The 21,159-nt window shown below is 69.4% G+C and carries 21 protein-coding genes; 5 read left to right on the top strand and 16 right to left on the bottom strand.

The window, feature by feature from the left end; genetic code table 11:
• Positions 1 to 87 precede the first annotated feature (87 nt).
• The 14 genes from CGR01S_RS08765 to argS all read right to left on the bottom strand — a co-directional run bounded on the left by CGR01S_RS08765 (position 88) and on the right by argS (position 13,960).
• Complete coding sequence (locus CGR01S_RS08765; protein ID WP_042425388.1) at positions 88 to 1,890, bottom strand: hydrogenase maturation protein; 1,803 nt, start codon at positions 1,888 to 1,890, stop codon at positions 88 to 90.
• Between the two features lie 182 nt (positions 1,891 to 2,072).
• Positions 2,073 to 3,131 carry a hydrogenase expression/formation protein HypE gene (gene hypE, locus CGR01S_RS08760; protein WP_042425385.1) on the bottom strand — a complete coding sequence of 353 codons (1,059 nt, stop codon included), beginning with the start codon at positions 3,129 to 3,131 and terminating at the stop codon, positions 2,073 to 2,075.
• Positions 3,128 to 4,267 (bottom strand): hydrogenase formation protein HypD, encoded by a 1,140-nt coding sequence (gene hypD / locus CGR01S_RS08755; protein ID WP_042425382.1) that lies wholly within the window; start codon positions 4,265 to 4,267, stop codon positions 3,128 to 3,130. Before hypD ends, hypE begins: the two co-directional genes overlap by 4 nt.
• The gene (locus tag CGR01S_RS08750; protein WP_042425381.1) at positions 4,264 to 4,494 is read right to left on the bottom strand and encodes a HypC/HybG/HupF family hydrogenase formation chaperone; all 231 of its coding nucleotides are present in this window, start codon (positions 4,492 to 4,494) and stop codon (positions 4,264 to 4,266) included. Before CGR01S_RS08750 ends, hypD begins: the two co-directional genes overlap by 4 nt.
• Complete coding sequence (locus CGR01S_RS08745; protein ID WP_042425379.1) at positions 4,485 to 5,648, bottom strand: Kae1-like domain-containing protein; 1,164 nt, start codon at positions 5,646 to 5,648, stop codon at positions 4,485 to 4,487. The genes CGR01S_RS08750 and CGR01S_RS08745 overlap by 10 nt, the downstream gene beginning before the upstream one ends.
• Before the next feature lie 13 nt (positions 5,649 to 5,661).
• The gene (gene hypB, locus CGR01S_RS08740) at positions 5,662 to 6,606 is read right to left on the bottom strand and encodes a hydrogenase nickel incorporation protein HypB (RefSeq protein ID WP_042425375.1); all 945 of its coding nucleotides are present in this window, start codon (positions 6,604 to 6,606) and stop codon (positions 5,662 to 5,664) included.
• Between the two features lie 14 nt (positions 6,607 to 6,620).
• The gene (locus CGR01S_RS08735; protein WP_042425372.1) at positions 6,621 to 6,962 is read right to left on the bottom strand and encodes a hydrogenase maturation nickel metallochaperone HypA/HybF; all 342 of its coding nucleotides are present in this window, start codon (positions 6,960 to 6,962) and stop codon (positions 6,621 to 6,623) included.
• A 77-nt stretch (positions 6,963 to 7,039) separates the two neighbouring features.
• Positions 7,040 to 7,594, bottom strand: a complete 555-nt coding sequence (locus CGR01S_RS08730; RefSeq protein ID WP_052382525.1) for a HupE/UreJ family protein — start codon at positions 7,592 to 7,594, stop codon at positions 7,040 to 7,042.
• A 142-nt stretch (positions 7,595 to 7,736) separates the two neighbouring features.
• Positions 7,737 to 9,302: an RNA polymerase factor sigma-54 gene (locus tag CGR01S_RS08725; protein ID WP_042425365.1), complete on the bottom strand. Its 1,566-nt coding sequence runs from the start codon at positions 9,300 to 9,302 to the stop codon at positions 7,737 to 7,739.
• 22 nt (positions 9,303 to 9,324) lie between these two features.
• Entirely contained in the window at positions 9,325 to 10,092 is a 768-nt protein-coding gene (lptB, locus tag CGR01S_RS08720; RefSeq protein ID WP_042425363.1) for an LPS export ABC transporter ATP-binding protein, read from the bottom strand.
• A 10-nt stretch (positions 10,093 to 10,102) separates the two neighbouring features.
• Positions 10,103 to 10,792: a lipopolysaccharide transport periplasmic protein LptA gene (gene lptA, locus CGR01S_RS08715; RefSeq protein ID WP_084690615.1), complete on the bottom strand. Its 690-nt coding sequence runs from the start codon at positions 10,790 to 10,792 to the stop codon at positions 10,103 to 10,105.
• Positions 10,793 to 10,917: 125 nt separating this feature from the next.
• Positions 10,918 to 11,565, bottom strand: coding sequence for a thiol:disulfide interchange protein DsbA/DsbL (locus CGR01S_RS08710; RefSeq protein WP_042425361.1), 648 nt, complete (start codon positions 11,563 to 11,565; stop codon positions 10,918 to 10,920).
• A 53-nt stretch (positions 11,566 to 11,618) separates the two neighbouring features.
• Complete coding sequence (locus tag CGR01S_RS08705; protein WP_042425359.1) at positions 11,619 to 12,272, bottom strand: SPOR domain-containing protein; 654 nt, start codon at positions 12,270 to 12,272, stop codon at positions 11,619 to 11,621.
• A gap of 14 nt (positions 12,273 to 12,286) precedes the next feature.
• Positions 12,287 to 13,960, bottom strand: a complete 1,674-nt coding sequence (gene argS / locus CGR01S_RS08700) for an arginine--tRNA ligase (protein WP_042425356.1) — start codon at positions 13,958 to 13,960, stop codon at positions 12,287 to 12,289.
• A 115-nt stretch (positions 13,961 to 14,075) separates the two neighbouring features.
• Between argS and CGR01S_RS08695 the strand changes: the two genes are divergently transcribed.
• Complete coding sequence (locus tag CGR01S_RS08695; RefSeq protein WP_042425354.1) at positions 14,076 to 14,369, top strand: PsiF family protein; 294 nt, start codon at positions 14,076 to 14,078, stop codon at positions 14,367 to 14,369.
• 70 nt (positions 14,370 to 14,439) lie between these two features.
• Here the strand turns inward: CGR01S_RS08695 and CGR01S_RS08690 are convergent, their stop codons facing one another.
• Positions 14,440 to 14,895 (bottom strand): DUF2214 family protein, encoded by a 456-nt coding sequence (locus tag CGR01S_RS08690; protein ID WP_042425351.1) that lies wholly within the window; start codon positions 14,893 to 14,895, stop codon positions 14,440 to 14,442.
• On the bottom strand, positions 14,892 to 15,872 hold the full coding sequence (locus tag CGR01S_RS08685; protein ID WP_042425348.1) for a LysR family transcriptional regulator: 981 nt from the start codon (positions 15,870 to 15,872) through the stop codon (positions 14,892 to 14,894). Before CGR01S_RS08685 ends, CGR01S_RS08690 begins: the two co-directional genes overlap by 4 nt.
• A 294-nt stretch (positions 15,873 to 16,166) precedes the next feature.
• Here CGR01S_RS08685 and CGR01S_RS08680 point away from each other — a divergent pair, with 294 nt between their 5' ends.
• The 4 genes from CGR01S_RS08680 to CGR01S_RS08670 all read left to right on the top strand — a co-directional run bounded on the left by CGR01S_RS08680 (position 16,167) and on the right by CGR01S_RS08670 (position 21,100).
• Positions 16,167 to 18,380 carry a malate synthase G gene (locus CGR01S_RS08680; RefSeq protein ID WP_042425345.1) on the top strand — a complete coding sequence of 738 codons (2,214 nt, stop codon included), beginning with the start codon at positions 16,167 to 16,169 and terminating at the stop codon, positions 18,378 to 18,380.
• A gap of 148 nt (positions 18,381 to 18,528) precedes the next feature.
• Positions 18,529 to 18,780, top strand: a complete 252-nt coding sequence (locus CGR01S_RS16430) for a cysteine-rich CWC family protein (RefSeq protein WP_084690614.1) — start codon at positions 18,529 to 18,531, stop codon at positions 18,778 to 18,780.
• A 69-nt stretch (positions 18,781 to 18,849) separates the two neighbouring features.
• A complete protein-coding gene (locus CGR01S_RS08675) occupies positions 18,850 to 20,316 on the top strand; it encodes a DHA2 family efflux MFS transporter permease subunit (protein ID WP_042425342.1) in 1,467 nt (488 codons plus the stop codon).
• Between the two features lie 16 nt (positions 20,317 to 20,332).
• Positions 20,333 to 21,100 carry a class II glutamine amidotransferase gene (locus CGR01S_RS08670; RefSeq protein ID WP_042425339.1) on the top strand — a complete coding sequence of 256 codons (768 nt, stop codon included), beginning with the start codon at positions 20,333 to 20,335 and terminating at the stop codon, positions 21,098 to 21,100.
• Positions 21,101 to 21,159: the final 59 nt, after the last annotated feature.

Here is a 21,159-nt window from a genome sequence, read left to right as displayed (position 1 = left end):
CGGGAGGGCAGAGCCCACCGCGATGGGCCGCGCCACAGCATTCTAGGGGCATCGGGCGTGGGCCATGGCCCATCCGCTTGATGCGCGTCAAGTAAGTTCGGCGCCCAGGCCCGGCTCCAGGGGGTGGAAGTCCAGCGCCCGGTGCAGCGCCAGGTGGCGCGGCGTCCAGGCGTGCGGCTTGCGGTAGACAAAATGGTGCCGCGCCACGTGGTAGCTGGGGTCAAAGCCGTAGAAATTGCGCTGCATGCGCTGCAGCTCTTCTTCGCGGTAGCGTGCCAGGGGCTTGCGTGCCTCGTCCGCGGCACGGCGCCGGGCCTTTTGCTGCAGCCGCTGCGGCAGATCAGGCACGGCGGCCAGGGCCAGCGCGCGTGCGCGCGCCTGCGCCACAAAGGCATCGGCCCCCCCGGCAAAGCAGGCGTCGAGCAGGCCGCGCTGCACCGCCAGCGGCGCCACCAGTGGCAGGCGCTGCTGCATGACGGCGCGGCTGGCGGCCTCACCGATGCGCCGCGGCAGCGAATAGGTCCAGTACTCGCTGCCGTAGAGGTTGCCCATGTTCTTGTAGTGCGGGTTGAGCACCACGCCCTCGTGCGCCCAGACCTCGTCGGCCGCCAGCGCCAGAAAGCAACCGCCCGCGCCCGCATTGCCCTGCAGCGCGGCCACGGTGATGCGGTCGGTGAGCGTGAGGATCTCCAGCGCCACATCGTCGATGGCGTTGATGGCGCGCCACGAGGCATCGGCCGCGCTGTCACCGTCGATGCGCTGCGCCGCCTCGATGTCGTGCAGGTGGATGCCGTTGGAAAAGAACTCCGCCCCCCCGGCCAGCACCAGCACCTGGGTGCTGCGCGAGCGCACCCAGCGCAGCGCGTCGCACAGGCGCTGGCACTGGCGCTCGGACATGGCGCCGTTGTGAAAGTCGAAGTCCAGCCAGCCCACGCGGGCGCCCTCGGGGCCGAACTCGTGGTAGCGCAGTTCGTCCCATTCATAGTCATCCCGCATCAGCGGCACCTCCCATGCGGGCAGCGCGGCGGCCTGCGCGGCAAACACGCGCGTGGCGGCGAGCTTGAGCGCGCTCGCGCCATCGGCGCGCGCGGCCTGGCCGTCGTCGGGGCGCACATGGCCGATCCACAGCGCGCCATCGACCGTGCGGCGCAGCAGCGCCGGGCCGCGCCGCGCCACCAGCGCGCCCGGTGCCGCAACCGCGCAGCGCGCCAGCACAGCGCCGCTGGCGGCGTGGGCGTCGAACAGGCGGCAGGGCTGTCCCCAGAAGGCATCGAGCACGCCCGGGAAGCCATCGGCCGCCGCGATCTTGCGCAGCACCGTGGCGGTGTCGTCGTGCTGCCAGTCGATGCGGCGCTCGGCTTGGGGCATCAGCGGCAGCCAACGGCCCGGCCCATGCGCCACCACCGCGCCCTCGGGCGCGGGCTGCCACTGGCCGGGCACGAAGCGCTGCAGCGCCCGCAGCACCGCCACCACGGCCGCCTGCGTGACTTCGCGCCGGTACACGCTGGACTTGGTGGCCCCTGGGCGTACGTCGAAAGGCTCCCAGGCCCAGACCTCGCCCGCGTCGTAGTCCTGCACGGCCTGCAGCACAGTCACGCCCCAGTGCGCGTCGCCACGCATGAGCATCCAGTCCAGCGCGCTGGGCCCCTGGTCGCCCGGCACGCCAGGGTGCACCACCAGGCAGACGGTGCGCGACCAGACCGATGCCGGGATGCGCCGCTTAAGGAAGGGCGCCAGCACCAGGTCAGGCCGGAACAGCGCCACGGCCTCCTCGGTGACCGCATCGGCAATGTCCAGCTCCACCGACACCTCGTGCCCCTGCGCGCGCAGCAGGCCGAAGAGCCGCTGGCTCAGGCTGTTGAAACTGTGGGTGAGCAAAAGAACACGCATGGCCATCTCAGTTATCTATTCCGCGAACGCGGCACCCGCGACGCATGAAACTGGCGCGCCTCAGGCCAGGGCCGCCGTGCAAGGGCCGCCCCGCCGCACCGGCGGCGTCCCCCTGCCCGCAGCGCGCAGCGCTGCGAGAGCGGGGGGAAGGCGCCAAAGGCGACTCAGGGGGGTGTTTCACTTCAGCAGATGCGGGGGAGTTGCTCGCCGCTGAGCCAATCGACCACGCGGCGGCCGCCAAAGCGCGTGTCCATCTGCACAAAGCCGTTGACATCCTCGATGACGGTGCCGATGCGCTGCGCGCCCTGACCCAGCGGGTGCGCGCGCATGGCGGCCAGCAGGGGCTCGGCGGCCTCGGGCGCACAGATGGCCACCAGCTTGCCCTCGTTGGCCACGTACAGCGGATCCAGCCCCAGCAGCTCGCAGGCGGCGGCCACCTGGGGCTGCACGGGAATGTCGGCCTCGCGCAGCAGCATGCCCACCTGCGACTGGCGCGTGATTTCGTTGAGCGTGCTGGCCAGGCCGCCGCGCGTGGGGTCGCGCAGGACATGCAGCAGCGCAGGGTTGGGCAGCGCCTGCAGCATGGCCTGCACCAGGGTGTGCAGGGCCGCGCTGTCCGAGACGATGGCGGTCTCAAATTCCAGCGATTCGCGCAGCGACATCACCGCCACGCCATGCTCACCCAACGTGCCCGAGACCAGCACCGCGTCGCCCACGCGCGCCTGCCGTCCATCGATGGTCAAGCCCGGCGGCGCCACGCCAATGCCGGTGGTGCTGATGAACACGCCGTCGCCCTTGCCCTGCTCCACCACCTTGGTGTCGCCGGTGACGATGGGCACACCCGCCTCGCGCGCCGCCGCCGCCATGGATTCGACGATGCGCCGCAGCTCCGCTAGCGCAAAGCCCTCCTCGATGATGAAGCTGGCCGTCAGGTACAGCGGCATGGCGCCCGCCATGGCCACGTCGTTGACCGTGCCGTGCACCGCCAGCGCGCCGATGTCGCCGCCGGGGAAGAACAGCGGCGAGATCACATGCCCGTCGGTCGCCACCACCAGGCGCCCGCTGCCCGGCAGCGGCAGCAAGGCGCCGTCGTGACCCTGGCGCAGGTAGTCGTTGTCGAAGGCACGGGCGAACAGCTCGTCGATGAGCTGCGCGCTGGCACGCCCCCCGGCGCCGTGCGTCATGTCCACACGGCCGTGCTTGAAATCGATGGGGCGAACGTAGTCTTTGCGGATGCTCATGCGGACACCACCGGAATGTCTTTGAACCGCCCGTAGGCGTAGTGCGCGGCGCAGGCGCCCTCGTTCGACACCATGCACGAGCCCATGGGGCTTTCGGGCGTGCACACGGTGCCGAACAACTTGCAGTCGGTGGGCCGCTTGACGCCGCGCAGGATGGCGCCGCACTCGCACTGCTTGTGGTCAGGCACGCTGGCGTAGTGCAGGTCGAACTTGCGCTCAGCATCCCAGGCGGCAAAGGCCGGGCGGATTTGGAGCGCGCTGTAGGGCACCTCGCCCAGGCCGCGCCACTCGAAGCTCTCGCGCAGCTCGAACACCTGCGACACCAGGTTCTGCGCGGCCAGGTTGCCCTCGGGCGTGACGGCACGGGAAAATTCGTTCTCGACCTCGGCGCGGCCCGCGTTGACCTGGCGCACCAGCATGAGGATGCCCTGCATCACATCGAGCGGCTCGAAGCCCGAGATCACCACGGGCTTGCGGTATTCCTCGGCGAAGTGCTCGTAGGGCTGCGATCCGATCACGATGCTCACATGCGCCGGGCCGATGAACCCGTCGATGGGCACGGTGCCCAGCTGCCGCACCTCGGCCGATTCGAGGATGTGCGTGATGGCCGCCGGCGTGAGCACATGGCAGCACAGCACGCTGAAATTGGGCACCGCCCGCTCGCGCGCCTCGCGCAGCACCAGCGCCGTGGGCGGCGTGGTGGTCTCGAAACCAATCGCCAGGAAGACGACCTCGCGGTCCGGGTGCTTGTCGGCCAGCGCCAGGGCGTCTGCCGCCGAATAGACCATGCGCACATCGGCGCCGCGCGCCTTGACCTTGATGAGCGACAGTCCCTCCGACGCGGGCACGCGCATGGTGTCGCCGTAGGTGCAGAGCATCACGCCACGCTCCAGCGCCAGGCGGATCGCCAGGTCGATGCGGCCGATGGGCAGCACGCACACCGGGCAACCCGGGCCGTGGATCATGCGCACACTGTCGGGCAACAGGCCCGCGATGCCGTAGCGCGCAATGGCGTGGGTGTGGCCGCCGCAAAACTCCATGAAGCGGTAGCTGTGCCCTGGCCGCACCTCGGCGGCGATGTTGGCCGCGATGTGGCGCGCCTGCTCGCCGTCGCGGTACTCGTCGATGTACTTCATGCGTCCCCCTGCGCGCTGGCAAGCTCGGCAAACAGCGCCAGGGTGCGCTCGGCTTCCTCGGGGTCGATCTTGCCGATGGCATAGCCCACGTGCACGATCACATAGTCCCCCAGTTGCGCATCGTCCACCAGGGCAATGGACACCTGCTTGCGCACACCGGACAGGTCCACCACGGCCTGCTGACCGGGCAACAGTTCCACCACGCGGGCGGGTATGGCTAGGCACATGCGGCCGTCTCCTCTGAATCCATGGATTGCGGTGCCTGCGCCAATTGCTGCGCAGCCACCCAAGCCTGGCCCAGCGCGAGCCCGGCATCGCCGCACGACAGCGCCTGCGCCGTATGCACCCGCAGACCCTGCGCCTGCAGGCCTGCGATGCAACGCTCGGCCAGGATGCGGTTGAAAAAACACCCCCCGCCCAGCACCACGCTGCGCACCCCGCGCGCGCTGGCCACCTGCGCGGCCCGCGCCACCAGGGCATCGGCCAACGTGAGGTGGAACTGCGCGGCGGCGGCCTCGATCTGTGCCGGGCTGGGTGAAGACCACTGCGCCCAGGGCCGACACAGCGGACGCAGGTCGATGCAGCCCGCGGCATCCACTGGCGCCAGGGCCGGGTCGGTGCGCTGCGCCAGGGCGCCGCCGTGGGCCTGCAGGTGGCGCGCGGCCACCTGCTCCAGCGCGATGGCGGCCTGGGCCTCCATGTCCTGGCGCACCGACAGACCCAGCAGGCCCGCCACGGCATCGAACCAGCGCCCGGCCGCCGTGGTCTGCGGGCAGTTCAGCCCGCGTGCCAGCATGGTCTGCACGGTGCGCGCCGCCGTTTCGCCCACCACGGGCGCGAAGCGCGGCACGATCTGCTCGGCCTGGCCGCTGGCGTGCAGCAGGGCCGCCGCCATGCGCCAGGGCTCGCGCGCCGCCACATCGCCGCCGGGCAGTGCGAGCGGCGCCAAATGCCCCACGCGCTCACAACGCGCGCCGTGCACCCACAGCAGCTCGCCGCCCCAGGAAGTGCCATCCAGCCCCAGGCCCACGCCGTCGAGCGTGAGGGCGATGACGGGCGCCTGCACGCCGTGCTCGGCCAGCACCGCCGCCGCATGGGCATGGTGGTGCTGCACCTCCACGGCGGGTATGCCGCGCTCCCCCGCCAGGCGCAGCGCCAGGCGGGTGCTGAAGAAGTCTGGGTGCAGGTCGTGCGCCACGGCGTCCAGCGAAGCGCCGGAGCGCGCCAGCAGGTCCTGCACCGACTGCTCCAGCGCCGCGCAGGCGGCCGGGTCGGAGAGGTCACCGTGCACGGCGGACCACAGCGGCGCCTGGGGTGCCTGCGTGTCGAACAGGCAGGCGCTGTTTTTCAGGAAGGCCCCGCAGGCCAGGATGCGTGCCATGGCGCAACCCCCCTCAACCCTGCCCGGCTCTGAGCCGCGCCAGCTCGGCTTCGAGCTGCGCGATGCGCGTCTGCACACTGGTGGGCTCGATGGCATCAGGGTGCAGCAGCCAGTCGATCCAGGCGTTCATGCCCTCTCCCGTGGTGGCCGACAGTTGCAGGATGCGGATGCCGGGGTTGACGCGGCGCGCGTAGTCCACGCAGCGCTGCACGTCGAAGCTCAGGTGCGGCAGCAGGTCGGTCTTGGTCAGCACCATGAGCTGCGCGGCGGCGAACATGTCGGGGTACTTGAGCGGCTTGTCCTCGCCCTCGGTGACCGAGAGGATGACCACCTTGGCGTCTTCGCCCAGGTCCCATAGCGCGGGGCACACCAGGTTGCCCACGTTTTCGATGAACAGCAACGACTGCGGATGGTGGTGGTGCCCGTGGTCGTGGTCGTGGTCGTGGTCGTGGTCGTGGTCGTGATGATGGTGCCCGTGTCCATGCGCATGGTCGTGCAGCGCCAGGCGGGCGAAAGCCTGGGCCACCATGGGGGCGTCCAGGTGGCAACCCTTGCCGGTGTTGACCTGGATGGCCGGCGCGCCGGTGGCGCGGATGCGGTCGGCGTCGTGCGAGGTCTGCTGGTCGCCCTCGATCACGGCCAGCGGCAGCTCGGGGTGGCTTTGCTGCAGGGCGCGGATGGTGGCGCACAGCAGCGTGGTCTTGCCCGAGCCGGGGCTGGAGACCAGGTTGAGCGCCCGCACGCCATGGGCATGGAAATGCGCGCGGTTGTGCTGCGCCACCTGGTTGTTGGCGCCCAGCACGTCCTGCTCGATGCGCAGCGTGCGCGCCTCGCTCAGGCCCGGCACCGACACGCGCGCCGCACCCGCGCCAAAGTGCAGGTCGCCCGTGCGGGCATCCACCTGCGCACCGCCGGCCGCCGGCTCCTCGGGGCTGTTGCATCCGCATACGACACACATGTTCGGCTTCCTTTCTATGCCACCTGCATCTCCACCACGCGCAATGCGTCCCCGCCCTGGGGGCTGAGCCCGTAGCCGCCGCAGGCGGGGCAGGCAGCGCCATGCTGCACGATCTCCACCGCCGCACCGCAGCCCGGGCACCGCGCACGGCCGGGCGGCTCGTCGATGAGGACTTGCGCCCCTTCGAGCAGGGTGCCCGGGGCGATGGCGTCCAGCGCAAAACGCAGCGCCGGCACTTCCACCCCGGCGAGCCGGCCCACTTCCAGCCGCAATTGCAGCACGCGCGCAAAGGCCTCGCGCGCCGCCGCGTCTTCCACCACCTGCAGGATGCCACCGGCCAGGCTCAGCTCATGCACGGACCTGCTCCTCGCATTGCGCACCGCCCAGGCCGCCTGTGCACCGTACCCGGGGCATGTGCAGGGACGTACATGGCTCAGGCGCGCGCCAGCAGCATGGCCAGGCCGGCGCCGCCGATCGCCATTCCGGCCACACGCAGCCATGCCGCATGCATGCGCTGCAGCGCCAGGCCCAGCCCCAGGCCGCCGAGGTGCAGCAGCGCCGTCGTCAGGGTAAAGCCAGCGCCGTAAGCCAACCAGGGGGTGGCAGGGTCCCATTCCAGCCCATGCGCCATGCCATGCAGCAGCGCGGCGGCAGCGACCAGGCCCATGCACCAGGCGGTGGGAAACACCGCGCGCCCCAGCAGCAGCGCGCCCAGCGCGGCGACGCTCGCGGCGATGGCGGCCTCCAGCCCGCTGGCGGGCGCCCTGGCCCCCCAGCCCGCCGCCAGCGCGCCCAGCAGCATGGTGGATACGAAAAGGGTGGGCGCCTGCCAGCGGCGCCGCGCGGGAGCCGCGGCGGACCACAGCCCCACGGCCAGCATCGCCAGCAAATGGTCGGCGCCCAGCAGCGGATGGACCAGGCCGCTGAACCACGTGGCGGCCTGGGCAGGCCCCAGGCCCACATGGGCGTGGGCGGACCCCGCCGCCATGCAGAGCCCCCATATCGGCAAAACCATGGCACCCAGGCTGTCGCGTCGCATGTCCATCTCCTGGCCGAGGCCCTCGGGGGTCGGGGAACACCCCGGCGTTGTTGCAGCGCCCGCGCCGACCGGCGGGGCACAGGACCGAAGATTACAACGCCTTGCGCAGCGTGGCGACCGGAATGCGCAGCGCCTCGCGGTACTTGGCGACGGTGCGGCGCGCGCACTCGATGCCCTGCTCCTTGAGCATGTCCGCCAACTGGCTGTCCGACAGGGGCTTGGCCGGGTTTTCGGCAGCAATGAACTGCTTGATGAGCGCGCGCACGGCCGTGCTCGACGCGTTGCCGCCCGTGTCGGTGCCCAGGCCCGAGCCGAAGAAGTACTTGAGCTCGAAGGTGCCCTGCGGCGTGGCCATGTACTTGGCCGTGGTCACGCGCGAGATGGTCGATTCGTGCAGGCCCAGTTCTTCGGCGATGTCGCGCAGCACCAGGGGGCGCATGGCCAGCTCGCCATGCACGAAGAAGTTCTTCTGCCGCTCGACGATGGCGCGCGCAACGCGCAGGATGGTGTCAAAGCGCTGCTGGATGTTCTTGATGAACCAGCGCGCCTCCTGCAGGCGCTGCTGCAGCGCCTGGTGGCCCTCGCCCCCGCGGTGGCCGCGCAGGGCGGCGGCATACGCGTCGTGCACGCGCAGCCGGGGCATGACCTCGGGGTTGAGCTGCACGACAAACTGCTGCCCTGCGCGCCCGCTGCGCGTGACGAGCACGTCGGGCCGCACGGCGTTGCGCTCCACGTCGGCAAAACGCCGGCCCGGCCGCGGCTCCAGCCGGGTGATCAGCGCCATGGCAGCGCGGGTGCGCTCCTCGCTGCCGCCGCACACCTGCATCAGGCGGCGCACATCGCGCCGCGCCAGCAGATCCAGCGGCTGCGCGCAGATGCACAGCGCGGCCTGCACGGTCTCGGCGTCGGCTGCGCCCTCCTGCTGCAGCGCACGCAGTTGCAGGCCCAGGCATTCGGCCAGGTCGCGCGCGCCCACGCCGGTGGGCTCCAGGCTTTGCAGCAGGCGCAGCGCCACGGTGAAGTGGTGCACCAGTTCATCGACCTGCGCGGGGTCGTCCGTGCCCGCCAGGCCCTGGGCCAGGGCGTCGATGGCGTCTTCGAGGTAGCCGTCCTCGTTCAGCGATTCGATGAGAAAGCGCAGCGCCGCCATGTCCACGTCGGACAGGCGCAGCGCCAGGGCCTGGCGGTGCAGGTGCGCGGTGAGCGACTCCGGGGCGTGCAGCCATTCGCTGGCGTCGCTGTCCTCGTCAGCGGCCGCGCCGTGCTGGCGCGCCGGGGCGTCGCCGCCCCACTCGCTGTCGTCGGGGGCCATGTCGGCGCTGCCGTCGCCCTCCCAGCCGGGCTCTTCGCCCAGGACGGCGGTTTCTGCATCATTTTGGCCTTCAGCGCTTGCTGTGTCAGCGCCAGCAGCTCCTGAAACAATAGCATGGTCGGCTGCCGCATCGTCCCGCTGGGCGGGGGCGTCGGCCTGGGCCAGGCCAAAGGCCTCGCGCTCGGCCTCGTCGCTGGCGCGCTCCAGGAAGGGGTTGTCGTCGAGCATCTGCTCGACCTCCTGCGACAGCTCCTGCGTGGACAGTTGCAGCAGGCGGATGGACTGCTGCAACTGCGGCGTCAGCGCCAGGTGCTGTGAGACGCGGAGGGAGAGCCCGGGCTTCATGGCGTGAGCGCAGCCATTCCGGTCACATGCGGAAATGCTCGCCCAGGTACACGCGGCGCACTTCGGCGTTGTCCACGATCTCGGACGGCGTGCCCTGGGCCAGCAGGCGCCCGTCGCTGATGATGAAGGCGTGGTCGCAAATGCCCAGGGTTTCGCGCACGTTGTGGTCGGTGATGAGCACGCCGATGCCGCGCTCCTTGAGGAAGCCGATGATGCGCTGGATCTCGATCACGGCAATGGGATCGATGCCCGCGAAGGGCTCGTCCAGCAGGATGAAGCGCGGCTGGGTGGCCAGGGCGCGCGCAATCTCCACGCGGCGGCGCTCGCCCCCCGACAGGGCCAGCGCGGGCGAGTCGCGCAGATGCTCCACGCGCAGGTCCTGCAGCAGCGCGGTCAGGCGCTGCTCGATCTGCGCCTGGGGCAGGCGCTGGCCCTGCGCATCCCGCTGCAGCTCCAGCACGGCGCGCACGTTTTCCTGCACGCTGAGCTTGCGGAAGATCGAGGCCTCCTGCGGCAGGTAGGACAGGCCCAGGCGCGAGCGCCGGTGGATGGGCATGTGCGCCACCGACTGGCCGTCGATGCGGATGTCCCCCGCGTCGCTGCGCACCAGACCGACGATCATGTAGAACGACGTGGTCTTGCCCGCGCCATTGGGGCCGAGCAGGCCGACGACCTCGCCCTTTTCCACCGTCAGCGAGACATCCTTGACCACCTTGCGGCTGCCATAGGCCTTGGCCAGGTGCAGCACTTCGAGGCGGCTGGACGCCGCCGTGGGCTGGGCGTGGCTCATGGCGCCCCCCTCACCGCACACCGCCCAGGGTGCTGCTCGGCCGCAGGGCTGGCTTGCCGCCGGCGGGCTCCTGGGGCGCAGCGCTCGCCGGGGCCTCCTTGGGCGCAAGCACGGCGCGCACCCGAGCGCCGCTGCCGGCCGGGGTGTCGCCCGCCGCGCCAGGGGCGGTCTTCTGGCCGTCGACGGTGAACACGTCGGTGAGGTTGTTGTAGACGATGACGGCGCCCGAAATTTCGTCGCTCACCACCGCCCCGCGCAGGCGGCGCAGCTCGGCGTGGCGCACGAAGCGCACGGTGTCGTTGCGGCCGTCGTACTCGATGAGCTCGCCCTCGCCCTCCATGAACTCCTCGGCGGCGCCGGGCGCCACATCACGCCGCTGGCGGAAGAAGGCGCGCTGACCGGCCTCGGCCGTGACGGTGCCGAACTGGTAGCCCTCGGCGTCCTGGCGCACTTCCAGCCGCGCGCCGCGCAGCACGATGCTGCCCTTGGTCATGACCACGCGCCCGGTGAAGACGCTGGTCTGCTTGAGGTCGTCGTGGCGCAGCGCGTCGGCCTCGATGTTCATGGGCTTGTTGCGGTCGGCCTTCTCGGCCCAGGCCGGGCCGATCCCGCACAGCACGGCCAGCAGGAGCGCCCAGCACCAGGGCTGCCGTGCAGCGCCCGGGCGGCGGCCCGGGGAAGTCAAAAAACGGAGGTCCATGCGGCTTTCCTGTCAGACATGGCTGGCACCAACGTGCAAGGCACGAATCTTGCAAGCATTGTAGCCCCCGGCACACGGGGCGTCAGGAAAAAACCGCGCCGCGGCGGAGCACCGCCGCGCGCGCATCAGCCCTTGCGGGCGATGCCGACGAGCTGGTCCACCACCTGCAGCATGCCGGGCAGGCTGCCCGCCATGGTGCCGTCGGTGTAGAAGCGCCCCGCCACGCCCATGGACGGCGTGCCCTCGACGCCATAGGCTTCCTGCAATTGCGTGGCACGCTGCACCTGGCTGGCGACGTTGAAGGAGGCGTACATCTCCTTGAACTTGGCCAGGTCCATGCCCGGCTGCTTGGCCATCCAGGCCATGATGGCGTCTTCCTTGGAGAGGTTGACCTTCTCCACGTGGATGGCGCGGAACACGCGGGCGTGCAGCTCGCCGACCTTGCCCAGGCCCTGCAGCGCGTAATAGAGCTTTTGCTGCGGCACGAAGCTGGCATTGAAGGCCACGGGCACGCGGCGCACGGCGATGCCCTTGGGCTCGGCCGCCTTGGCCCAGGACTCGAACAGGGGCTCGAAGGTATGGCAGTGGCCGCAGTTGTACCAGAAGAACTCGATCACCTCGACCTTGCCTGCGGGCGCATCGGTGCTCACGGGCTTGCCCAGACGGTTGTAGTCCTTCCCCTCCTTGGGCAGGCCCTGCGCCCAGAGCGGCAGGGCCAGACCGGAGCCCGCCAGGGCGGCTGCGGCAGAGAGGGTGAAGCTGCGTCGTTTCATGAATGGTTCTCCTTGTTCGGGTCTGCGTGGGAGCGGTGGACCGGGGGGAAAGTTCAGCGCTGCACGCGCACCAGGGCCGACTCGACGCCTGCGCCGGCCAGCTTTTCCTTGATTTGCTCGGCATCGTCGCGCTTGCCAAAGGGCCCGATGCGCACGCGGAACACGTTGCGCCCGTTCTGCTCGCGTTCGTTCACCCGCGCCTCCCAGCCGAGCATGGCGAGCTTGGCGCGCTGCGCATCGGCCTCCTGCTGGTTGCGGAAAGCGCCGGCCTGCACGAAATAGTCGAACGGATCGACCGGGCCGGCCGCCGCGGCCTTGGCGTTGGCCAGGTCGCCGAGCGGGTCGGCTCCGGGCTTGCCCTCGGCTTTGCTCGCGGCGGGCTTGGCGGCATCGGCCGTGGCCTTGCTGTCGGTCTTGCTGTCGGTCTTGCTGTCGGCCTTGGCGTCCGCCGGGGCGGGGGCCGGGCTGGATGCCGGGGCCGACGCTGCCTTGGCCGGAGACTTGCCGTACAGGGGCGCGTTGGGGTCCCAGTCGCGGTTCTTGCGTGCCTCGGCGGCGTCACTGTCGCCACTGAGCAAGGCGCCCTTGTTCAGGAAAGGCACGGGCACCTTGGTGACGTACACCGCCACTGCCAGCGCCGCACCCAGGCCCACGATCAGGCCGACGATGAACCCGACGATGGTTCCGCCCCGGTGTTGGTGTTTCATAAGTCAGTTACCACTTACATTCTGCGGGGTGCCGATACGCCGAGCACCGCCAGTCCATTGTGCAATACCTGCGCGGTGGCGGCGATGAGCGCCAGACGCGCACGCTTGACGGTGTCGTCGTCCACCAGGATGCGCTCGGCGTCGTAGTAGCTGTGGTAGCTGGCTGCCAGGTCGCGCAGGTAGAAGGTGACGTCGTGCGGCGCCTCGCCCTCGGTGGCGGCCGTCAGCATCTCGGGGTACTTGGCCAGTTGCAGCATCAGCGCCTGGGCCTGGGGGCCGTCGAGCGGGGCCAGGTCGGCGCCCTGCAGGGAGGCCACATCGCCGCCCCAGGCGGCCAGCACCGAACAGATGCGCGCATGCGCGTACTGCACGTAGTACACCGGGTTGTCGTTGTTCTGCTGCACGGCCAGATCGACGTCGAAGGTGTATTCGGTGTCGGGCTTGCGGCTCAGCAGGAAGAAGCGCACGGCGTCCTTGCTGGTCCACTCGATCAGGTCGCGCAGCGTCACGTAGCTGCCCGCGCGCTTGCTGATCTTGACCTCCTCGCCGCCCTTGACCACGCGCACCATGGTGTGCAGCACGTAGTCGGGGTAGCCCTGCGGAATGCCCACATCGGCCGCCTGCAGGCCGGCGCGCACGCGCGCGATGGTGCCGTGGTGGTCCGTGCCCTGGATGTTCACCACCTTGGAGTAGCCGCGCTCCCACTTGGTGATGTGGTAGGCCACGTCGGGCACGAAGTAGGTGTAGCTGCCATCGCTCTTGCGCATGACACGGTCCTTGTCGTCACCGTAGTCGGTGGACTTGAGCCACAGGGCGCCGTCCTGCTCGTAGGTCTTGCCGTTGGCGATCAGCTTGTTCACCGTCTGCTCGACGCGGCCGCTGGTGTACAGGCTCGATTCAAGGTAGTACTCGTCGAACTTGAGGTTGAAGGCCTGCAGGTCCTTGTCCTGCTCGTGGCGCAGGTAGGCCACGGCGAAGTGGCGGATGGATTCGAGATCGTCCACGTCACCGCTGGCGGTGAATTCGCGGTCGTCGGCCTTGACGGTCTTCTTCGCCAGGAAGTCGTTGGCGATGTCCTGGATGTAGTCGCCGTTGTAGGCGGCCTCAGGCCACTGGGCATCGCCGGGCTTGAAGCCCTTGGCGCGCATCTGGGTGCTCAGGGCCAGGGTCTGGATCTGCACGCCCGCGTCGTTGTAATAGAACTCGCGGTGCACGCTCCAGCCCTGCGTGGCGAACAGATTGCTGATGGCGTCGCCGATGGCCGCCTGGCGGCCATGGCCCACGTGCAGCGGGCCGGTGGGGTTGGCCGAGACGAACTCGACCAGCACGCGTTCGCCGCGCGGGCTCTGGAAGCCGAAGCGCTCGCCGGCGGCCAGCACCTCGCGCACGATCTCCTGCTTGGCGGCGGGCTGGAGGCGGATATTGATGAAGCCGGGCCCCGCGATCTCGATCGCGGACACCCAGCGCTGGTAGGCCGGGGTGGCCAGCAGTGCGGTGCGCAGGTTTTCGGCCACCTGGCGCGGGTTCTGCTTGAGCGGCTTGGCCAGTTGCATGGCCGCGGTGCAGGCGAAGTCGCCATGCGCCGCCACCTTGGGCGACTCGAACGCGGCCTTGGCGCCCGCGCCGGGGGACAGTTGTTCCAGCTCGGCGGCCAGCGCGGCGAGCAATTCGTTCTTGACAGAAAGCATCGCGGGATTTTACGAGGCCGTGGCGCCCAGCCCACGCCGGCTGTCAGCCGCGTTGTGCGCCGCGGCGTTGTGTGTTGGAATTTCGCCAGCTTTCCCCCCCTCCACAGGAGTTACCATGAAGCAGCTACTGACCCTCGCCACCCTGGGCATGGCACTGGCACTGGGCAACGCCCACGCCGCCGAAGAGAAGGCGCCCACCAAGCAGCAGACCCGCATGACCACCTGCAACGCCGAAGCCAAGACCAAGGATCTCAAAGGCGACGAGCGCAAGGCCTTCATGAAGACCTGCCTGAGCAACAAGCCGGCCACCCAGCAGGACAAGATGAAGACCTGCAACGCCGACGCCAAGGCCAAGGATCTCAAGGGCGACGAGCGCAAGGCCTTCATGAGCGAGTGCCTGAAGAAATAAGCCCCGGCACTGCCACCCCACCCCGCCGGGCTGCCGCCGGGCGGAGCTGGGCCGCTCTGGCGCGGGGCGCTCAGCGCGTGCCCACGCCGCGCGCCAGGAACACCGCCAGCAGGACGACCACGCCCATCAGGTGCGCGGCCCACATCACCAGCAGGCGCGTGCGGCGCAAGGCCTCGGCCGGGGGCAGGCTGCCGTCGGCCTCCAGCGTGCGCAGCCAGCCCCGGTAGCGCCGGGCGGCCAGCCACAGCAGCACCAGCATCACCACCAGCAGCGAGATCTTGGTGTGCAGCAGGGGCTGGGACCAGTACCAGCCCACGCCCTTGACGCCCCAGATGCTGCGCGCCAGGCCGGTCAGCAGCACCAGCAGGCCCGAGACCAGGCTCAGCACGTTCACGCGCACCAGCCGCCGCAGCACGGCGGCGTTGGTCCATTCCACGCGGCACAGCGCGGTTTCGCTGGTCATGAAGGTGGCCAGCATCAGAAAGGCCATGATGTGGGCGTAGGCCAGCAAGCTTTCGAGTATCACGGGGCGTCGTCCTTGGGGGTTGAAACAGGGGGTGCGGCCTGAGCGGGCGCCGCGGCGGGCCGCGACCAGAACGCCGGCTGGGCGTAATGGTGGCGCAGAAAGTCTATCCACAGGCGCACGCGCAGCGGCAGGTGCTTGCGCTGGGGGAACAGCACAAAAATGCCGTTGGGCGGGGCGGCGAACTCCTCCAGCACGGGGATGAGGCGGCCCGCGGCGATCTCGCCCTCGACCTCCCAGGTGCTGCGCCAGGCGATGCCATGGCCCGCCAGGCACCAGTCATGCAGCACCTGCCCGTCCGAGCAGTCCATGGGACCGCCGGGCTTGAGGTAGGTCACTTCGGTCCCGCCGCCCTCGGCCGGCATGCAAAAAGCCCAGCCGCGCGTCTGCGAAGCCTCGCTGGACAATGTCAGGCAGTCGTGCTGCGCCAGTTCACTGGGGTGGCGCGGCGTGCCGTGGCGGCGCAGGTACTCGGGCGTGGCCACGCACAGGCGCCGGTTGTCGGCAATGCGCACGCTCACCAGCGAGGAGTCGGGCAGGTCGCCCACGCGCACGGCGCAGTCGAAGCCCTCGGCCGCCAGGTCGACCACGCGGTCGCTGAGGTTGAGCGACAGCGTCACGTCCGGATGCCCGGCGAGAAAACAGGGCACCAGCGGCGCCACGTGGCGCCGCCCGAACCCCGCCGGCGCCGTGACGCGCAAATGCCCGCTGGCCTTGACGCCGCCCGCCGACACGCTGGCCTCGGCATTGGCCACGTCGGCCAGCAGGCGCTGGCAGTCTTCGAGAAAGGCGCTGCCCTCGTGCGTGAGCGTGATGCGCCGCGTGGTACGCACCAGCAGCTTGACGCCCAGGTGCTCCTCCAGCGCATCGAGCCGCCGGCCCATGATGGCCGGCGCCACGCCCTCGGCGCGCGCGGCCGCCGTCAGGCTGCCGCGCGTGGCCACCGACACGAAGGACTCGAAGGCCTTGAGTTTGTCCATGGGGCTGGATTATCGGGAGGTCTGCCGCGCTGCGCTTCCTGCGCCCCCACACGGCCGCAGGTCACATCCAGGTCAAATAGGCCTCTAGCGCTTATGGAGCGAGCGCCAGCAGCTCTCATTGTCATAGCAAACGACCGGCAGCACCCCACCCTGGCCGTGGCCCTCCACACCCCGTCACTTTTGCAAAAAAGTCAATGGTTTCAAGATTTTCATGCTCTTTATGGATTACGCGATATGTAATACAGTGCTCCGATCGCCGTAATGGCTGTTTTCTCTGGAAGAAGGCTTCACACCATGACCGATCGCACCACCGTCCACGGCCTGCAAGTGGCCACCAATCTGTACCGCTTCATCGAAGACCAGGTGCTGCCCGGCACCGGCGTCGACGCCGCCACGTTCTGGAAGGGCTTCGACGCCATCGTCTCCGACCTGGCGCCGCGCAACATCGCCCTGCTGGCCGAGCGCGACCGCCTGCAGACCGAGCTGGACACCTGGCACAAGGCCAACCCCGGCCCGATCAAGGACATGGTGGCCTACCGCGGCTTCCTGGAAAAGATCGGCTACCTCGTGCCCCAGCCGGCCGATGTGAAGGTCACCACCGCCAACGTGGACGATGAACTGGCCACGCAGGCCGGCCCGCAGCTCGTGGTGCCCATCCTGAACGCGCGCTACGCCCTCAACGCCGCCAACGCGCGCTGGGGCTCCCTGTACGACGCGCTGTACGGCACCGACGCGATCAGCGAAGAGGGCGGCGCCGAAAAGGGCAAGGGCTACAACCCGGTGCGCGGCGCCAAGGTCATCGCCTTCGCCCGCCAGGTGCTGGACGACAACGCGCCCCTGGCCACGGGCTCGCACAAGGACGCCACCGGTTACCGCGTGGAAGGCGGCCAGCTCGTGGTGCAGTTGGGCAGCAGCAGCACGGGCCTGAAGGACCCCAGCCAGTTCCAAGGCTACCAGGGCGATGCGGCCAACCCCTCGTCGGTGCTGCTGCAGCACAACGGCCTGCACATCGACATCCAGATCAATCGCGCCACGCCCATCGGCCAGTCCGACGCCGCGGGCGTGAGCGACGTGGTGCTCGAAGCCGCGCTCTCCACCATCCTCGACCTGGAGGATTCCGTGGCCGCCGTGGACGCCGAGGACAAGGTGCTGGGCTACAGCAACTGGCTGGGCATCCTCAAGGGCACGCTGACCGAGTCGTTCGAGAAGGGCGGCAAGCAGCTCACGCGCGGCCTCAACCCCGACCGCGTCTACACCGGCCCCAATGGCGGCGAAGTGCGCCTGCATGGCCGCAGCCTGATGTTCGTGCGCAACGTCGGCCACCTGATGACCAACCCGGCCATCCTGTGGACGGACGCCCAGGGCCAGCAGCGCGAGATCCCCGAAGGCATCCTGGACGCCGTGGTCACCACCACCATCGCGCTGCACGACCTGCAGGGCCATGGTGCGGGCGGCATCCGCAACTCGCGCAAGGGCTCGGTTTACATCGTCAAGCCCAAGATGCACGGCCCCGCCGAGGTGGGCTTTGCCGCCGAACTGTTCGGCCGCGTGGAACAGCTCCTGGGCTTGCCCGACAGCACCGTCAAGCTGGGCATCATGGACGAGGAGCGCCGCACCAGCGTCAACCTCAAGGCCTGCATTGCCGCTGCGCAAAGCCGCGTGGCCTTCATCAACACCGGCTTCCTCGACCGCACGGGCGACGAGATGCACACCGCCATGCAGGCCGGCCCCATGATCCGCAAGGGCGACATGAAGACCAGCGCCTGGATCCAGGCCTATGAGCGCAACAACGTGCTCGTGGGCCTGTCCTGCGGCCTGCGCGGCAAGGCGCAGATCGGCAAGGGCATGTGGGCCATGCCCGACCTGATGGCCGAGATGCTCAAGCAGAAGATCGGCCACCCCAAGGCCGGCGCGAACACCGCCTGGGTGCCCAGCCCCACGGGCGCCACGCTGCACGCGCTGCACTACCACCAGGTCAAGGTGAGCGACATCCAGATCGAGCTGGAGAAGATCGACGCCAACGCCGAGCGCGACAACCTGCTCACCGGCCTGCTGACCATCCCGGTCACCGCGTCGCCCAACTGGACCGACGTGGAAAAGCAGCAGGAACTGGACAACAACGCCCAGGGCATCCTCGGCTACGTGGTGCGCTGGGTGGACCAGGGCGTGGGCTGCTCCAAGGTGCCCGACATCAACGACATCGGTCTGATGGAAGACCGCGCCACGCTGCGCATCTCCAGCCAGCACATGGCCAACTGGCTGTTGCACGGCGTGGTGAGCGAAGGCCAGGTGCGCGCCACCTTCGAGCGCATGGCCGCCAAGGTGGACCAGCAAAACAGCGGCGACCCGCTATACCAGCGCATGCACGGCCGCTTTGCCGAGTCCATGGCCTACCAGGCCGCCTGCGACCTGGTGTTCAAGGGCGTGGAGCAGCCCAGCGGCTACACCGAGCCCCTGCTGCACGCCTGGCGCCTCAAGGTCAAGGCCGCCGCACGCAAGGCGGCCTGAAATAGCAAGCTATTGAATCAGTAGCTGCTGGCGCTTACCCAGTAAGCGCCAGAGCCAGATTTGACCTCTGATCCACGGCACCTTCGGGTGCCGTTTTTCATGGCACTGGCCCTACACTCGCAGGCTGGCCCTCCCACCTTCTCGCGCCATGCCTGCACCACCTTCCGCCCCGCAGCACCTGTGCCCCGCCTGTGGCCAACCCAACGCCTGCCGCATGGCCGCAGGCGGCGACGCCCGGGGCTGCTGGTGCATGGACACGCCCATCGCCGCAGCGGTGCTGGCCCGCCTCCCCCCAGCCGAACGCGGCCAGCGCTGCGTGTGCGCGGCCTGCGCGGCGGATGCGGGCGCTGCGGCGCCATCCGGCGCGTGCTCTGCACAGGACCGCAGGCCCATCTTATGATGTGACCGCCTCTCCGAGGCTGCGCCCCATGCCGACCTGTCCCATCGCCATACCCGTAGGCCGCTGCCCATGAACACGTCCAGCAGCGTGCAGGCACTGCGCGCCCGCTATGGTGAACGCTACCGCTGGCTGGTGCTGCTGGCCGTGATGGTCGGCACCATGGCCTCCATCATGTCGTCCACCATCGTCAACGTGGCCATTCCAGACATGAGCCACCATTTCGCCCTCGGCCAGGACCGCGCGCAGTGGGTCTCCTCGGGTTTCATGGTGGCCATGACGGTGTCCATGCTCACCACGCCCTGGCTGCTGGCGCGCTACGGCTACCGCACCGTGTATGTGGCCACCATGGCGCTCTTGCTGCTCGGCGGACTCACCGGCGGCCTGGCCGCGCATTTTTCCGTGGTGCTGCTGGCACGCATTGCCGAAGGCCTGGCCGCGGGTGTGGTGCAGCCCATCCCCGCCATCATCATCCTGCACGCCTTCGCGCCGCACGAACAGGGCCGCGCCAGCGGCTTTTTCGGCATGGGGGTGGTGCTTGCCCCCGCCCTGGGCCCCAGCATCGGGGGCCTGCTGGTGGAGTGGTTCGGCTGGCGCTCGATTTTCTTCATGGTCGTGCCCTTCTGCCTGCTGTCGTTCTGGCTGGCCTACCGCTACGTGCCCGTGGCTGCGCCGGGCGGGCAGCCGGTGCGCCGCAGCGGCGCCGGCATGGATTGGCGCGGCCTGCTGCTGTGCTGCAGCGGCACGCTGTGCCTGCTCAATGGCCTGGTCGAGCTGCGCCACGGGCTCGATGCGGCCTCCGCGGCTCTGCTCGCCGCGTCCGCCGGCTGCACCGTGCTGTTCCTGTGGTGGCAGCGCCGCCTGGCCCGGCAGGGACGCACACCGCTGCTCGATTTGGCCCTGTTCCGGCACCGCCCTTATGCCATGGGCACCGTCGTGGCCTTCATCTATGGCACGGCCCTGTTCGGCTCGACCTACCTGCTCCCGGTCTACATGCAAATGGGCCTGCACATCGCCCCGGCCCATGTGGGCAGCATCTTGCTGCCCGCAGGCATCGTGCTGGCGGTCACCATCCCCCTGGCAGGGCGTCTGGCCGATCACCGCCCCACGCGGCAACTGGTGGCCATCGGCCTGTTCCTGCTGGCGGTGTCCTTCGCGCTCATGGTGCTGCTGCGCGTGGGGTCGCCGCTGTGGCTGCTGGCGCTGTTTTCCATTCTGGGGCGCATCGGCCTCGGCTTCATCCTGCCCTCGCTCAACCTGGGTGCCATGCGCACCCTGGACAAATCACAGGTCTCGCAGGGGTCCAGCGCCATCAGCTTTCTGCGCATGCTCGGCGGCGCTGCCGGCGTCAGCCTGTGTGCCATTGTGCTGGAATGGCGTCTGGCGGCCCATGGCGCCGTGCTGCTCCAGGGGCAGGCGAGCCCGGCGCAGCTCCAGGCCTTTGGCGACACCTTTCTGATGCTCGCCGGCCTGTGCGTTCTGGCCCTGCTGGCCGCCTCCCAATTGCGCGAGGCCCCTCCACCCACCCTGCAACCCTGAACCGCGATCGGTCGCCATGTGCCAGCTTCTCGGCATGAACTGCAACACGCCCACGGACGTGACCTTCAGCTTCACCGGTTTTTCCCAGCGCGCCGGCCACACGGGCGACCACAGCGATGGCTGGGGCATTGCATTCTTCGAGGACCGCGGCGTGCGCCTGTTCGTGGATCCGCTGCGCGCTGCCGACTCCCCCATTGCCGCCCTCATCCGCAACTACCCCATCCGCAGTTGCAATGTCATCGCCCATATCCGCAAAGCCACCCAGGGCGCCGTCGGCCTGCAGAACTGCCACCCCTTCGTGCGCGAACTCTGGGGCCGCTACTGGGTGTTCGCGCACAACGGCGACCTGAAGGATTTCCGCCCGCGCCTGCACAGCCATTTCCGCCCGGTAGGGCATACGGACAGCGAGCACGCGTTCTGCTGGATCATGCAGGAACTGGCCAAGGCCCATGCCGGCGTGCCCTCCATCGCCGAACTCACGCTGACCCTGCGCGCGCTGGCGGCGCAGATCGCGCCGCACGGCACGTTCAACTTCCTGCTCTCCAACGGGCAGGCGCTTTGGGCGCATGCATCCACACAGCTCTACTACATTGAACGGCGCCACCCCTTCTCCGAGGCCCATCTCGCCGATGAGGACTTGCGGGTGGATTTTGCCGCCCAGACCCGACCCACCGACCGCGTGGCCGTGATCGTGACAGCGCCCCTCACCCTCAATGAAACCTGGCACGCCTTCGAGACGCGCAGCCTGAAGGTATTTGTGGATGGGGCGCTGCAGCCGTATTGAAGCGCGGCTTCCCGGGCATGCCGGGACTTCTCGGCCGCAGCCTGTTTTTTGCCTCGCAT

It is taken from the genome of Comamonas granuli NBRC 101663 (assembly GCF_000739995.1).
Classification (GTDB): Bacteria; Pseudomonadota; Gammaproteobacteria; order Burkholderiales; family Burkholderiaceae_C; genus Simplicispira; species Simplicispira granuli.
Note: the sequence above shows the minus strand (reverse complement) of the source record. Positions and strands in the feature narration are given on the sequence as shown.